This is a genomic window from Streptomyces parvus, from assembly GCF_032121415.1.
Classification (GTDB): Bacteria; Actinomycetota; Actinomycetes; order Streptomycetales; family Streptomycetaceae; genus Streptomyces; species Streptomyces globisporus_A.
Map to the genome: position 1 here is coordinate 6,407,191 of NZ_CP135079.1, position 13,658 is coordinate 6,420,848.

Sequence of the window (13,658 nt, forward strand, 5' to 3'; positions counted from 1 at the left end):
GGGCACCATGCGGCCCTTCCCCGCTCCTCGTCGTCTTCACCCCGGGGGACCTCATGGACCTGAACGGGCCCATAGCCCAGCGCTTTCCGCTCATCTACCGATTCCGACCCGCGTGCCTGCCCCTGCCTCTGCGCGTGCACGGCTTGGCCGAACTCGCCGACGCCGCAGCCGCACAGGCTGACCAGGGCCTCGCCTCGGCCGTCTACAACCAGGCCGCCCTCATCGCCTCCGACCTCGGGCTCCCCGACCTCGCGCGGAAGATGTGCCACCAGCACGCCGCCGCCTACCTCCACGCCGTCCCCCTGCCTGGCATGAGCGCGATCCGCGCACTCGAACCCGTGGTGAACCTCGCACGCCTCCAGATCCGCGCGGGCGCCTCCGACGACGGGCGCCACCGTCTGCTGCACCTCTTCGACGCCGTCACCAACGGCACCAGCGCTCAGTTCGAGGGGGTCCACGTCCCGGCCGACCTCACCCTCACCGACACCGACCGCCACGTGGTGCGCACCTGGCTGTGGAAGGTAGTCCTGGCCGACGGCACGCGCACCCTGACCACGGCCGGCCGCTGGGCGGAGGCGTTGGCCCACATCAACGAACACCGGGGCATCGGGCAGCGCATGCTGGACGGCCGCCAGGTCGCCGTCCTGGCCGCGCTCAGCCACACCCCCACCGACGCCGCAGCGCTCGTCACCATGACCACTTCCGGAGAACGCTGGGAGAACGCCGTCACCGGCTGCCTCGACGTGATGTGCAAAAAGGCCCTCCGCGGCCCGGCCGTACCCCTCCTCGACACGCTCGTCGAGGACTACGTCGAGCACCAACCCGACCAGGGCATGACCGTCTTCGACACGCGCCTCGGCCTGACGATCCTGGACCTGCTGGAGCCGCACCAGGAAGACGCAGCGCACCGGATGGCTGCAGAGCTCTACCGCCGGGCCGCCGCGGCGACCGACGGCTACGCCGCCCGTGAGTGCCTGGCCGACCATCGGTTCACCAGTCTCGCCGAGCCGCGCCAGGTCGAGGCGGCCCACCAGCTCGTCCGTGCATGCGCGCTGAGGAGGGGCAGCCTCCCCGAGCTCTGGGTCGCACGGATGACAGAGGCGCTGCGGGGCAGCGACGAGGTGATCCGCGCCAGCGTCGGGCGCTCCCACCCTCAGCGGGAAGGGACTGGCGCACAGGGCTGAGATGTAACGCTTGGGCAGCCAGAGCAGCCCACCCTGCACGGCGTCGAGCACCAGGGGAGCCAGGGCGCGTGGCGACGCCTATCGTCGGTAGTGGGCTCTCTGAGCACCGAACTGAACAGGTAGGTGAGAGGCCAGCCACAGCACGGCCCGGGAGTTGGCTCGCCGATCACCTCAACCTCGCTACGCTGGAGCACCATGAGGAAGGTCGCCATCGTCGGCTGCGGAGGCAGAGGCAAGTCCCACGTGGCCCGCGAGCTGGGCAGGATTTTCGCCGCCCCGGTGACGCACCTGGACGCCGCGTTCTACGACGACGAGTGGAACGCGTAGCCCAGGGACAAGTTCGCCGACGTGCAGCGCGAGCTGGTCTCGCAGCCGCGGTGGGTGATTGACGGCAACTACAACTCGACGCTGCAGGTACGGCTCGAAGCCTGCGACACGGTGGTCCTGATGGACGTGTCGACCGTGGCTGCCCTGTACGGGATCTTCTCCCGGCAGCTCCGGCACGGGGCCGGGCACAAGGGCAAGGGAGTACACAACCGCATCCACTGGCGCGTGATCAAGTACGTCGCCACGTACCGGCGCAAGATGCGACCCCGCGTGATGGCGAAGATCGAGGAGTTCGGCGCCGGCGCCGACGTGGTGCTGCTGGCCAACCGGCGCCAGACGCTCCGCTGGCTGCGGAAGGTGGCCGCCGAGCAGTCCTGACTGGCCCACGCTCCCGGTCAGGGGGCGCGGGATGAACGAGCCCAATCCGTTTGTCGCGGACGATGGCATAGCGGTGGAGCGTCCTGAGATCTGGCGCGAGCCAGCATCTTGCTCGCCCCGACGCAGAAACATGGCTTCCGCGTCGGGACGAGCAGACGGTCTGCCGAGGGCTTGGCAATCGGCTACACCAGGACTGGGAGAGACGCGAGCCCGCGAACGAGACGGGTGTGCCGCCACGCCAGTCGATCAAGCGGAACAGCAAGTCGAACCTCGGGGAACCGCGTCAGGATCATCCGAAGGGCGATCTCAGCCTCGGCCTTGGCGAGAGGAGCACCGACGCAGCGGTGGATGCCGTGGCCGAAGCTGAGATGGGCAGCGGTGTCTCGCTCCAGGTCGAGAATGTCCGGCGAGGGGAACCGTCTCGGGTCCCGGTTGGCTGCTCCGAGAGCGACCAGCACCGGTACACCGGCCGGGATGTCCGTTCCGCCGAGCCTGACCGCTTCGGTGGTGAAGCGGAATGTGGCTGTACTGACAGGGGACTCGAACCGAAGCAGCTCGTCGAGCACAGCAGGGACGTCGTCTGGATTCTCCCGAAGACGATGCAGCTGTGCCGGGTGCTGAAGCAGCGCCAGGACGGCGTTGCCGAGGAAGTTGGTGGTGGTCTCGTGCCCGGCTACGAGCAGCAGCACCGCGAGAGAAACCAGTTCTTCCTCGCTCAGGTGATCGTCTCCGTCGCGAGCCGAGATGAGCCGGTCAAGCAAAGAGGTACCGGGGGACAGGCGCTTGGCGGCGATAAGGCTGGTCATGTAACCGGCCATCGAATGCGAGGCCGCGTCGACGACGTCAGGTCTTCCCGCCGTGAACAGTTTTGCGGACCAGCGCTGGATGTCGGACCGGTCTCCCTCGGGTACTCCGAGTAGCTCGCAGATCACCAGGACCGGTAGGGGGACCGCGAGGCCGGCCACGAAGTCGAACTGCTCGCCGACGGGCCACTGATCCAGCAGCTCCTCGGTGACCTGGGCAATGAAGGGACGGAGCTCCGTGACGGCTCCGGTCGTGAACGCCTTGGTTACCAGCTTGCGCAGCCGGGTGTGCTGCGGTGGGTCGCTGGCGAGCATGGTGTGAGCCACAGCAGGGTGTAGCCGACGCTGTGTGCCCTTACCGGCGAAGAATGCGGCTGTGTCCTTCGACAGCCGAGCGTCGCTGAGGGCTTCCCGGGCTTCCGCGTAGCCGGTGACGAGGTAACTGGTACGCCCGCCGGAGCCCGCGGGCACGGGCTGTACCGGACACGTGGACCGCATAGCCGCGTACGTGGGGTAGGGGTCCTGGGCAAAGCGGGGGTCCTGCGTCGGGTCGGTCATGCTCTCAGGCTCCAACCAGTTCTGGTCGGCCATCGTCTCTGACACGCCCGACACGGTTGACGTAAGCGTCAGCTACCAGAAGGAGCCACTCCGTGGCTGCCCGCAGATCCTTCCGGGAGGCGGCACCCGCGGCTGGCGGGGCGACGTCGTCGGCGACGCGGCCTGTCTTCAAGCCGGCCAGCGCCGCCTTCACGACAGCCGCCTCGACTGCCGCAGCACGTTCCTCTGTCCCAGTGCCGAAAGCGTCCTGGGCCGCCTCCTGTACTGCACGGGGTCGGAACGCCCGAAGGGCGAGGCTGCCGTCGCTGATCTCTATGACCCGCCGCTGGAGCAGGAAGTCCGAGTCATTCGAAGAGTCCTGGGCATCGTCTGCGGCGGTCAGGACGATCTCGGGCATCGCAGCTGAGAGGTCCTGCCAGAGGGAGCCAAGCGCCTCGAAAGACTGCGCCTCCCATCGGCGGCGGCGGGCCTGGCTGAGCGGGTAGACCACAGCAGGCAGAGTGAGGCCGAGGCAGATCAGGAGGACGGCGAGTGCTGGCGAGGTCACGCTGAAGATGCACGGCATGGTCACGAGTGACGAGCATTCCGGGTGGTCGGGTATGAGGTGGAGACCCAGACCCAGATCGAGGAGCCGCGTCAGCTTGTACGCCGTGTAGACGAGCGCGAATCCGCAGCCAACCGCTGCCAACCGGAGGCCGATTCGTACGCTGCTGCGGCGCGTTGACTTCGACTGGCGCACGACTTGCACCAGGAAGTCGACGACGGCGAAGCTCAGGTAGGAGATGTACAGGAGCAGGTAGAGCGCGTACGCCTGCGGAGAGCGGTGGGCCATCTGCTCGTAGGCGAACAGGATGGTCATGCCGAAGGCCGACCCGGCGAGGAGGAAGAGGCGCAGTCGGATCCGGCGCTGTGCCTCTGCGGGCTCGAGGTTGAGCTGGAAGGAGACGGCCAGGACTGCCGTGGCGGCTGCCACCGAGGCGCAGTTGCTCAGCAACCGGGCGACGTGCGGTACTGCCGTCTCGGCAGCGTCCTCGAACAGCGGTGCGTAGGAGGCGAAGGCCAAGGCGAACGACGCGAGGAGCGCACCCATGGCCCACGTCCCGGTCGGACGTGGCGTGCCTCGCCCGAGCACCCAGTAGCCGGAAGCCGCAGCGAGCAGGCATGCCATGCCGAGGAAGACGGTGTTCATCGTGAGCGGAACCGCCCCTTCCTGATGGGTTGGGCAAAGAGTGCGTCCCAGCTGTCCGGCCCCTTCTTCGGCCGCAGAGAGGGAGATTCACGCTCGCGGTAGATCCGCTGGCGGATGACCGTCGCCATCATCTCCGCTTCCCGTTCGTCGGCCGTCGAGTAGCTCGTGCGCCCGGACATGCGCGTCACCAGCGTGGGGTTCACACCGAGGATGCGGGCCATGTCCGTGTCGACCTCCAGATTCCCCGGGTGGTCGTAGTACACGTGGCACAGCTCGTGAGTCAGGATGTGTCTCTGGTGGTGGATAGACGTACCTTCCTCGTAGTAGAGGAGGTCGACCGTCGGGGTTTCGATCCTTATCCCACATGGCGCGTCGACTGCGCCGAGCGTATTCAGCGGCGCCATGACGATCGGCTTGCCGCGGAGATCTGCTATCGCGTCACGCAAATCACGCGTGCTGAAGCGGTGTGGCAGGGACAGTAGGTCAACCTGCTCCTCACATGATGTGCGAAGTCGGCTCTCGTCGATTTCTGGCAAAGGCACGCAAGTCCCCCTCCTTGGTTTCGGCGGTGCGCCAACTCGCTAGCGAGTAACAGCGATGAGGATGCCAAGCGGAAGGCGGAACTCACACTTCCGGGAACCGAGAGTTCCGGTTACGAAGGGTGATAGCGAGGAGCGCTGGAGCTGTGGATGGCGAGTTTCCCGAGCGTGGTCCGAGCGGGTTTGTGCTCGCTATCTCGGGGTGGAGGGTGCGACGTCGCGAGTAATTGAAGGATCGACTACCCGTTATGTCTGACTACGCTGAATGACTGACTCATGATCATTCGCCAGGCATATCGTGCAGGTTGTGGTGTACGTCACTCAATAGCGGCCCCTAGTCTCGCGTTATGGATTCTCGGGGCGGGCAGGGTGGAGGTGGTGAACCCGTCGGCGAGTCCCTGCCTGAGCTGTTACGGGCGTGGCGTAGACGGGCGAATCCTCGACGAATCCCGGGCTTGGTGTCTACGGGGCGCCGGGGTGACGGACTCACGCAGCGCGACGTGGCCCGCCTGACTGGAGTCAGTGAGCGTTGGTATCGCGAGCTGGAGCGCGGCAATGAAGCCCAGTACTCGTCCGACTTCCTCGATCGGATCTCATCGGTGCTCGGACTGAGCCCCGCCGAGCGTCGCGCGCTGTACTTGAGAGCCGTCGGCCGCCCTCCAGCGCTTGCTGTCGTGCTGGAGGCGGACAGGGCTGCGGAAGTGGACGAGTTTCTACTCCAGCGGTTTTTGGACGGTCAGACTCCCAATCCGGCCTTCGCGACGGACCTCGCGTGGAACGTGATCGGCTATAACGGTCCACTGGTGGATTGGTTCCCCTGGGTCACTTACCGGGCCAATCAGATGAGATGGGCACTTCTGGACCCGGAGGCCCGCGAGCAACTCGTGAACTGGGAGCAGGACTGGGCGCGCCCATTTCTTGGGCAGATTCGCTATGAGCGCGCGCATCACCCGGAGAACGAGGCGCTGCGGCAACTGGAGCGCGACATTCTCATGGAATCTCCGGCCGCACGGGAGATGTGGGAGCTTCGCGAGATGGCCGAGCATTCCCACGGTGACTTCCGCCGGCTCAGGCTTCCGTACCACCAGGGGCGGGAGGTCGCGATCCGCATCGTCGCATTGCGGCCGATGCGTAGTGATCACCTTCGGGTGGTCGTGCTGATGGAAGTCGACGAAGGCGGTGCCGGCTCCTGAGCGCCAGGAGGAGGCATGCTTCGGAATGAAACCCAGCTGTCCTCACTCGTCGTCGAGCAGCCCTGATTCGTCCGCCTCGTCCGGCATGCCCTCAAGTCGACGGGCTTGGTCGATCACGGTGTTCAGCATGTTCAGGCTGGACGCGCTGAGTCCGTTGGCGCGCAAGGCGACCCGGCGCACCCCCTGGTCGAGCATGGCAGCAACCACCTGGATCTCCGCGCGCTGCCGCTCGGCCTCCGCCTCGTCGAAGAAGTAGCCCGCACTCACCCCGAAGAACCCGGCCAGAGCCCGGATGGTCTGCATCTTCGGGTTCGTGTTGGTCCCGGTTCGAAGTTGCTGGATGGCGCTTGCGGAGATGGTCACGCCTGATGTGTCGCGGATGCCCTGAGACACCTCCGCGTACGTGTACGGGCTGCGCCCCTTCGGGTGCACCTCCCGGAACAAGTAGTCGAGCAGCTCCGCAAAGGTGCGCTCGTTCTTCTCGGTCATCTCCAGCCCTTCGTCATGCCCACCATCGTATCCACTTCAGTGGTGATCATGACCAGGGCGCTATGCGTATCGACATTGCAGTTGACGGAAATGCGCAACTGCGGTGTACGTTGACGCTTGAAGTCATCCAGTGCAGTGTTCAGTGCCTGGTCAGCGTATGTGGAGAGGCTGGACTTGTGTCAGGGCTCGCCATATGGTCCTGATCCGCGCAATGAATCACCGGTCGGGTGAGCCAGGAGGGGAGGAGTGATGTACGCACACGGGCCATGAGCCCGCAGGGGCGAAGGAGACCGGCGCCCGGGAGCTACCAACTCCCGAGGCGTCGGGCCGACAACCCCGAGGGGCATCGATTCACATCTCGCGGGCGGCGGGGCTTTTGCACGAGAACCGCCGCACCGCGTTCCTACGAACAACGGAGTATCACATGCTCGCCACGCCGAGCGTCAACCCAGCCTGCCCGGATCCCGAACGACAGTGCCGCCTCGCTGCTCAGCTCGCAGAGATGATCCCGGGCGCGGCCACGATCCGAGTCAGCCTCACCGACACGAGCCGGGCATGGCCACACCCGCGTGCCGCTATCCGGGACGAGGGCGGGAAGACCCTGGAGGTGAGCCGGACGACGGCGACGGTCGCTGCGCGCTGGATCCTGCGGGTCTGGCCGGAGGCGGACTGGACCCGGCCGCACACCTTCGACATCCAGCGGGCTGCCCTCACCGGCAGCGAGGTCGCCGCCGGTCGGAGCCGCTGACATGGCCCGGATACGCACCATCAAGCCGGAGGCGTTCTTCTCCGAGTCGCTCGCCGAAGTGAGCGTCGAGGCCGAGCGGACCTTCTTCGGCCTCCTCACGCAGGCCGACGACCACGGACGGCACCGCGACAACGCCGCGATCATCGCTGGGCTCCTGTGGCCCCTGCGCGCCGAGCACACCTCGGTCCACGTCGAGGACGATCTCCACCAGCTCGCGAGCGCCGGCCTGATCTGCCGGTACACCGGCTGCGACGGCCGCCGCTACCTCCACATCGTGACCTGGTCCGAGCACCAGAAGATCGACAAGCCGAGCCAGTCCCGCCTGCCCTCGTGCCCGCAGCACCAGGCTGCCGGCCGGTGCGGCCCCTGCAAGGGCAACTGCACAAAGCAGACCGAGGGCTCGCCCACCACTCCCGGAGGACTCGCCGAGACCTCGCCGAACTTTCCCCGACCCCTCGATCTGCCCGCCCAGGCCACCTCGACGTCTTCCGGGTGCGTGATCGTGTCCCCGGCCGACCGGCAGGCAGCCGCCGATCACCTGGTCGGCGTCCCTGGCCGCTCCGGAGCGGAAACCCCAGGTCAGGAGGCATTCCCCGAGGACTCCTCGAACCTTCCCCGAAGCCTGCCCGAAGGCTCGGCGCCTGGATCTAGGATCTTGGATCCTGGATCTTCTCTCCCTACGGGGCGCACAGCGCCCGCAACCGGCATCTCCGCCAAGGACCTGGTCGGGGAGTACGTCGCCGGGTGCGACCAGCGCCCCCCGAGCGACGTGATCGGGCACCTCGGGCGGATCATCAAGAAGCTCCTGGACGAGGGCATCGCACCGGCGCACATCCGAGCCGGGCTGGCGAATTTCACGGCCAACCCGAAGCACCCGAGCGTGCTGACCAGCATGGTCAACGAGGCGATGAACGCTCGCCCCGGCGGTTTGGCGCGGCCGGGAATCCGGCCTAACGTGCCCGCCCACCAGGCCTGGACCAACCCGGCCAATGCGTCTGCCGCCTACGCCGAGGAGCTGTGATGCACACCCGTCACCGCGAACCGCAGCTCCTCGGCAACGAAGGCACCCTGGAGCGCATGGCCCGGATCCTGGCCGCCCGCAACATCGACCCGGCCGCCGCCGCCGCGCTCCCGGACGACCCCGAGCCGTTCTCCCCGCTCGACGCCCTCCTGGCCGGGATGCCCCCGCGCTACCAGTCGGCGGTCGCCGACCACCCGATGGTCCTGGACTGGGTCCGGAAGGTCACCGAAGCGGCCGTCGCCCCCAGCCGTGGAGCCCGGCGGCAGGTCACCACCGGGCCCAGCCTCCTGATGGCCGGAGTCGTCGGCGCGGGCAAGACACACCAGGCGTACGGCGCGGTCCGAGCGCTCGTGGAGAGCGGGGTCGGCGTGCGCTGGCGTGCGACCACCGCCGCCGACCTCTACGCCGATCTTCGCCCCCGGCCCGGGGTCGACAGCGAGCGGGAGCTGGCGGCCGTCAGCCGGTGCCCGCTGCTGGTCATCGACGACCTCGGCGCGGCCAAGGCCAGCGAGTGGGTCGAGGAAGTGACGTACCGGCTGATCAACCGGCGGTACAACTACGAACTCCCCACGCTGATCACGACCAACCTGGCGATCAAGGACCTGCGCTCGTACCTCGGGGATCGCGTCGCCAGCAGGCTCGCGCAAATGACCGCCCGAGTCGAGTTCGAGGCCGTCGACCGCAGACGCCACAGCGCCGCCGCCTGACTCCCCACAGGCCACCCCGCCGGACCGCGCCCCGCAGCGCCGTCCGAGGGGGCCTACCGCCAGCGCACCTCTCCGCCGACGCCCCTGCGCGCGGAGAGCGATCGGAGCACCCCGCATGACCAGCACGATGAACAGCCCTGCCCACCACCGTCAGCTCGGCGACCAGACCTGGCAGGCCGATGCCATCTGCCAGAGCACCGAGTACAGCCCGGTGGACCCCGAAGTCTTCTTCCCCGAACCCGACGAGACCGCCAAGATTGCCACGGCCAAGGCCCTGTGCGGCCAGTGCCCGGTTCGCCGCACCTGCCTCGACGCCGCTCTCGAAGGGGGTGACACCGACGGGATCCGTGGCGGCCTGACGGAAGAGGAACGCGGGCCGCTGCACGACAAGCTCGCCAGCCGCCTCGACTACAGCCGCGTCAACGCCACCATCGCCGGGCGCGACGTGCACCTCACCCATACGGAGCGCCGCGCGGTCGAGTACGCGGCCTACCGCCACGGGGTGAGCGAGCAGCGCCTGGCCTGGCTTCTGAAGGTCACCGAGGAGCACGCCAAGAAGCGATACCGCGAGATCCGCCGGGCCGAGCGCAACCGAACCCTGAACCAGCCCAAGACGAACACCCCACCCACCGAGACCAGCGGCGAGCGCCTGATCCGCGACGACTTCGGGACGGCGGCATGAACATCGCGAGCGCGCCGAAGACGGCGCACATATCCGGGTGGGACCGCGCGGCTGTCGTGGCCCTCGGGGGCGCGGGATGCGCCCTGTCGTACGACGCCCTGCAACAGATGGCCGTCGCCATCCACATCCGAGGCTTCCTCACCTACCTGTTCCCCCTGGTGATCGACGGCTTCATCGCCTACGGCATCCGAGCCCTCCTGGTCCTGCGGGACGCACCGCTGCGCGCTCGGCTCTACGTCTGGGCCCTCTTCGGCACGGCCACCGCCGCCAGCATCTGGGCGAACGCGCTCCACGCGGTCCGCATCAACCAGGACACGGTCGCCGGCACCGGCCTCCGGCTCGGCGACGCGGTGGTCGCGGTGCTCTCCACCATCGCCCCGCTGGCCTTGGCCGGAGCGGTCCACCTCTACATCCTCATCGCCCGGGGCCCGGTCACGGACGCTGACCGACAGAACCTCGGTGAGCCCGGTCACCTCGGTCAGACTGACCGGGGCGAGGCCATCGAGGTCACCCGGACCGACCGGGCCGGTCAGCAGCGGTCAGCGGTCGGTCAGGTCGAGCCCGGTCAGTCGGTCACCGCTCTGACCGACCGGCTGCCGCTGTCCCCGATCAACGAGGACACCACCATCCGGTCAGTGACCGGAGACTCGACCCCGGCGGCCAGCGGCCAGTCGGTCACCGACCACCCCAACCGGAGCCACGGTGCCCCTGACCTGCCGGGACAGGTGGACAAGGGGCGGACGGGCGCTGACCGCCCCGACGGCGCTGCCCCGGTCGGTGATGGCCAGAGCAGTCCGGCGGCGGTCAGTGCCCCGCCGGTCACCTCGCCGCCGGTCACTGACCGGGCTGCTCAGCCGACTGGTGACCGGCGTCCTGACCCGGACACCGAGGAGCTGCTGAAGATCGCCCGGTCGGCGGTCAGGGCCGAGGACAAACTCACCCGCAAGGTGGTCGCCCAGGCGATCCGAGGTCAACAGATCCCGCTGTCCAGCGACACCCTGACCGCCCTGATGGCCCAGCTGCGCGAGCAGCACCGTCAGCCGGTCACCTCCTCCCGGCCCTGACCGAACCTCCACGGAGTGGGTGACCGAGTCGGTCACCCCGGCCGGTCACCCGCTCCGCACGTCTTCGAGACATCCCGCCACAGCAGAAGCGGAGAGCACCCGATGCGCACTCACCCGGCTACGCCCGCCGAAGTCGACTCCTGGCTGACCGTCCTGCACCAGCACGGACACCTCCACCGCGCCCAGTCCGGCCCCGACACCACCTGGATCGTGCAACGCGAGCAGCACGACCGGCCCTGGACCCTGCACCACCCCGTCCTGGCCATGGACTGGATCGAGGAACTCGTCCGCGAAATCCAGCAGCAGGACCCGGAGACGAGCCGGTGAACACCAACGACCCGGTGGCCACTTCCGCTGGACAGAAGCGTGACCCCACCACGGCTCCTGGCGGAGCAAGCTATCGCGTACGACGGTCCTACGGCCCGACGTACGCACTTGCCCCCGCCCAGGAGGGCGGAGGAAGCACGGCTGACCCCCGAGCGAGGGCGCACGGAGACCAGCCGGGCAACCGGCACCAGGGGGCGCCGGTCACCGGGGGAGAAGCCGACCGCGACGACCACCGCGAGCAGCCGAGCCCGAGCACGCCCGCCTACCCCGACCGCAAACCGCGCCGCCGCACCCGCAACCCCAGCGAGCGCACCCGCAAGACGACCACCCGCCTCTCCGACACCGAGAAGACCGAGATCGCCGAGGCCGCCACCAAGCGCGGCGTCACCGTCGCCCGCTTCCTCGCCGTCTCCGGCCTGAGCGCCGCCCGCGGACGCGCCGCCATGCACAGCAACGATCAGCTTGACACCGCCATCGACGAACTCGCCGCCTTGCGTACCGCGCTGGCCCGGATCGGAAACAACATCAACCAGATCGCCTTCGTCCTCAACAGCGGTGGCCACCCGCGCGCCGGTGATTTCGAGCACGCGCTGGGCGCGCTGACCGGACTTCTCGCTCGCGTCGATGATGCGGCGAACGACCTTGTGACCCGGCGGCTGTGATGGTTCCCGACATCGGACGCGGCTCCCGCACCCATGGCCTCCTTGTCTACCTGTACGGCCCCGGGCGGCGCGAGGAGCACACCGACGCGCACGTCGTCGGCTCCTGGGACGGCTTCGCCCCCGACCCCGGCCGCGACACCGGCCTCGACCCCGACCCGAAGGTCACCCTCGCCCGGCTCACCGCAGCCCTGGACCTGCGGGTCAAGCAGGCCGGCGACCGCGCGCCCGCCAAGCACGTCTGGCACTGCTCGGTCCGCACTGCCCCCGGGGACCGGCGGCTGGACGACGAGGAGTGGAACGCCGTCGCCCAGCGCATCGTCCACGCCACCGGCATCGCCCCGGCCGGAGACCCCGACGGCTGCCGGTGGATCGCCGTCCGTCACGCGGAGGACCACATCCACATCGTCGCCACCCTCGTACGTGGTGACCTGCGCAACCCGCGCCTGAACTACGACTTCAACAAGGCCCAGGCCGAATGCCGCCGCATCGAGCAGGAGATGGGCCTGCGGCGCCTGAACGCCGGTGACGGAACCGCAGCGAAGAATCCCAGCAGCGCCGAGAGGTTCAAGGCCGAGCGCACCGGCCGCCCGGAGACCTCGCGCGAGACGCTTCGTGAGGTCGTTCGTCGAGCCGTGGCGGGAGCGGACTCGGAGGAGGAGTTCTTCACGCGGCTCCGAGAGGCGGGGGTGCGGGTGAAGCTGCGGCACGCTCCGTCCGGTGACGCGCTCGGCTACAACGTCGCCCTGCCCGGCGACCGCAACCGCCACGGCGAACCGATCTGGTACCCCGGCTCCAAACTGGCCCCCGACCTCTCCCTTCCGAAGATCCGCCTACGCCTCACCGACGAGGCCGCCGAACCGAGCGCGCCCGCGGTCGCCGCTGACCGGACGAACTGGTCACCGCCCGCTCGTCAACGACGCAACGCCACCGTCATCGCAGAGCGCTCGGCCACGCTCCTGGAAAGCGACGAGGACGGCGAGGCCGCCGCCCAGCTCGTCGGCGTCGGAGAACTTCTCGACGCGGTGGCCCAGACCTCACCGGCCACCACCCGCGCCGAGCTGGCCGCGGCAGCTCGCGCCTTCGAACGGGCAACCCGCAGTCATGTCCGCGCCGAACGCGCCGATACCCGGGCCCTCCGCTCAGCCGCCCGAGGCATTGTCCAGGCCGGCGGGGCGCTCGGCCGAGGCGAGGACGGCGGCACCACCGCCATGCTCGCCTCCACCCTCGTCCTCGTCACCCTCGCCGCCGCCCGCTGGCACTCCGCCCGCGGACACGCCCAGCAGGCCCACGCCTCCCGACAAGCCGCCGCGCACCTGCGCACCGCCTACCGGCAGGCCGCCGCCACCCCGTTGCGCATGCTGCACGACCAAGGCCGCGCCCTTCCTGGCGCCCAGCGCCTCATGCACGAGGCCACCCTTCGTGCCGTCCTGCCCGAGAAGGTCGTACGGGCAGGAGGCACGGAAGCGAGGACCGACGCCTTGGTCGCCACCCTCGCCCAGGCCGAGGGGGCAGGCCACGACTCCGAAGCCCTCCTGCGCCAGGCCATCGACATGCGCGAACTCGACAGCGCCGATGACGTGAACGACGTCCTGGTCTGGCGCCTGCGGCGCATTGCCCAGCTCCCGGCACACCCGGGTGACGGTGCCCGTCGTCCGCAGGCCGCCACCCGCCAGGCCACCACGCCGAGCAGCCGCACCAGTGAACGAAACGCGACGGCAGCCGTACCGCTCGGAACTGCTCAAGACCCCAACCGCCGCTCGCCACGTCGCTGACCACGTCGAACCGGA

Annotated in this window: 16 protein-coding genes; 12 read left to right on the plus strand and 4 right to left on the minus strand. The window is 68.8% G+C overall.

The genetic code is table 11. From position 1 onward, the window contains the following. Positions 1-53: 53 nt before the first annotated feature. From RNL97_RS29725 to RNL97_RS29735, 3 genes are all read left to right on the plus strand, one after another. Entirely contained in the window at positions 54-1,184 is a 1,131-nt protein-coding gene (locus tag RNL97_RS29725) for a hypothetical protein (RefSeq protein ID WP_151510156.1), read from the plus strand. Between the two features lie 195 nt (positions 1,185-1,379). Next, a complete protein-coding gene (locus RNL97_RS29730; RefSeq protein WP_264158801.1) occupies positions 1,380-1,511 on the plus strand; it encodes a P-loop NTPase family protein in 132 nt (43 codons plus the stop codon). 21 nt (positions 1,512-1,532) lie between these two features. After that, entirely contained in the window at positions 1,533-1,889 is a 357-nt protein-coding gene (locus RNL97_RS29735; RefSeq protein WP_225994811.1) for a P-loop NTPase family protein, read from the plus strand. Positions 1,890-2,071: 182 nt separating this feature from the next. On the opposite strand, the gene RNL97_RS29740 is transcribed toward RNL97_RS29735, so the two are convergent. Genes RNL97_RS29740 through RNL97_RS29750 form a run of 3 tightly spaced genes read right to left on the minus strand, consistent with a single transcriptional unit; the run spans position 2,072 to position 4,885 of the window. Beyond that, a complete protein-coding gene (locus RNL97_RS29740) occupies positions 2,072-3,250 on the minus strand; it encodes a cytochrome P450 family protein (protein WP_151510155.1) in 1,179 nt (392 codons plus the stop codon). Positions 3,251-3,254: 4 nt separating this feature from the next. Then, on the minus strand, positions 3,255-4,439 hold the full coding sequence (locus tag RNL97_RS29745; protein ID WP_151510154.1) for an MAB_1171c family putative transporter: 1,185 nt from the start codon (positions 4,437-4,439) through the stop codon (positions 3,255-3,257). Next, positions 4,436-4,885: a regulator component gene (locus RNL97_RS29750; protein ID WP_225994810.1), complete on the minus strand. Its 450-nt coding sequence runs from the start codon at positions 4,883-4,885 to the stop codon at positions 4,436-4,438. Before RNL97_RS29750 ends, RNL97_RS29745 begins: the two co-directional genes overlap by 4 nt. Positions 4,886-5,325: 440 nt before the next feature. Between RNL97_RS29750 and RNL97_RS29755 the strand changes: the two genes are divergently transcribed. Beyond that, positions 5,326-6,171, plus strand: a complete 846-nt coding sequence (locus RNL97_RS29755) for a helix-turn-helix domain-containing protein (RefSeq protein ID WP_151510153.1) — start codon at positions 5,326-5,328, stop codon at positions 6,169-6,171. Positions 6,172-6,213: 42 nt separating this feature from the next. On the opposite strand, the gene RNL97_RS29760 is transcribed toward RNL97_RS29755, so the two are convergent. Continuing rightward, complete coding sequence (locus tag RNL97_RS29760; RefSeq protein ID WP_151510152.1) at positions 6,214-6,660, minus strand: Secondary metabolite protein; 447 nt, start codon at positions 6,658-6,660, stop codon at positions 6,214-6,216. A gap of 424 nt (positions 6,661-7,084) precedes the next feature. On the opposite strand from RNL97_RS29760, the gene RNL97_RS29765 reads away from it, so the two are divergent. The 8 genes from RNL97_RS29765 (at position 7,085) to RNL97_RS29800 (ending at position 13,643) form a co-directional block, all read left to right on the plus strand. Then, positions 7,085-7,408, plus strand: coding sequence for a transcriptional regulator (locus RNL97_RS29765; RefSeq protein WP_151510151.1), 324 nt, complete (start codon positions 7,085-7,087; stop codon positions 7,406-7,408). Position 7,409: 1 nt separating this feature from the next. After that, positions 7,410-8,429, plus strand: coding sequence for a hypothetical protein (locus RNL97_RS29770; RefSeq protein ID WP_151510150.1), 1,020 nt, complete (start codon positions 7,410-7,412; stop codon positions 8,427-8,429). Next, a complete protein-coding gene (locus RNL97_RS29775; protein ID WP_151510149.1) occupies positions 8,429-9,136 on the plus strand; it encodes an ATP-binding protein in 708 nt (235 codons plus the stop codon). The genes RNL97_RS29770 and RNL97_RS29775 overlap by 1 nt, the downstream gene beginning before the upstream one ends. A gap of 115 nt (positions 9,137-9,251) precedes the next feature. Continuing rightward, positions 9,252-9,818 (plus strand): WhiB family transcriptional regulator, encoded by a 567-nt coding sequence (locus RNL97_RS29780; RefSeq protein WP_151510148.1) that lies wholly within the window; start codon positions 9,252-9,254, stop codon positions 9,816-9,818. Further along, on the plus strand, positions 9,815-10,882 hold the full coding sequence (locus tag RNL97_RS29785) for a DUF2637 domain-containing protein (protein WP_151510147.1): 1,068 nt from the start codon (positions 9,815-9,817) through the stop codon (positions 10,880-10,882). The genes RNL97_RS29780 and RNL97_RS29785 overlap by 4 nt, the downstream gene beginning before the upstream one ends. Before the next feature lie 102 nt (positions 10,883-10,984). After that, complete coding sequence (locus RNL97_RS29790; protein WP_003972986.1) at positions 10,985-11,209, plus strand: hypothetical protein; 225 nt, start codon at positions 10,985-10,987, stop codon at positions 11,207-11,209. After that, a complete protein-coding gene (locus RNL97_RS29795) occupies positions 11,206-11,871 on the plus strand; it encodes a plasmid mobilization protein (protein ID WP_151510146.1) in 666 nt (221 codons plus the stop codon). Before RNL97_RS29790 ends, RNL97_RS29795 begins: the two co-directional genes overlap by 4 nt. Beyond that, entirely contained in the window at positions 11,871-13,643 is a 1,773-nt protein-coding gene (locus RNL97_RS29800) for a relaxase/mobilization nuclease domain-containing protein (RefSeq protein ID WP_151510145.1), read from the plus strand. The genes RNL97_RS29795 and RNL97_RS29800 overlap by 1 nt, the downstream gene beginning before the upstream one ends. The last annotated feature ends 15 nt before the right edge of the window (positions 13,644-13,658 follow it).

Coding starts and splice junctions, on each gene's coding strand:
- RNL97_RS29765 (WP_151510151.1), top strand. CDS start 7,085: ATGCTCGCCACGCCGAGCGTCAACCCAGCCTGCCCGGATCCCGAACGA.
- RNL97_RS29785 (WP_151510147.1), top strand. CDS start 9,815: ATGAACATCGCGAGCGCGCCGAAGACGGCGCACATATCCGGGTGGGAC.
- RNL97_RS29800 (WP_151510145.1), top strand. CDS start 11,871: ATGGTTCCCGACATCGGACGCGGCTCCCGCACCCATGGCCTCCTTGTC.
- RNL97_RS29770 (WP_151510150.1), top strand. CDS start 7,410: ATGGCCCGGATACGCACCATCAAGCCGGAGGCGTTCTTCTCCGAGTCG.
- RNL97_RS29745 (WP_151510154.1), bottom strand. CDS start 4,439: ATGAACACCGTCTTCCTCGGCATGGCATGCCTGCTCGCTGCGGCTTCC.
- RNL97_RS29790 (WP_003972986.1), top strand. CDS start 10,985: ATGCGCACTCACCCGGCTACGCCCGCCGAAGTCGACTCCTGGCTGACC.
- RNL97_RS29755 (WP_151510153.1), top strand. CDS start 5,326: ATGGATTCTCGGGGCGGGCAGGGTGGAGGTGGTGAACCCGTCGGCGAG.
- RNL97_RS29760 (WP_151510152.1), bottom strand. CDS start 6,660: ATGACCGAGAAGAACGAGCGCACCTTTGCGGAGCTGCTCGACTACTTG.
- RNL97_RS29780 (WP_151510148.1), top strand. CDS start 9,252: ATGACCAGCACGATGAACAGCCCTGCCCACCACCGTCAGCTCGGCGAC.
- RNL97_RS29725 (WP_151510156.1), top strand. CDS start 54: ATGGACCTGAACGGGCCCATAGCCCAGCGCTTTCCGCTCATCTACCGA.
- RNL97_RS29740 (WP_151510155.1), bottom strand. CDS start 3,250: ATGACCGACCCGACGCAGGACCCCCGCTTTGCCCAGGACCCCTACCCC.
- RNL97_RS29730 (WP_264158801.1), top strand. CDS start 1,380: ATGAGGAAGGTCGCCATCGTCGGCTGCGGAGGCAGAGGCAAGTCCCAC.
- RNL97_RS29775 (WP_151510149.1), top strand. CDS start 8,429: ATGCACACCCGTCACCGCGAACCGCAGCTCCTCGGCAACGAAGGCACC.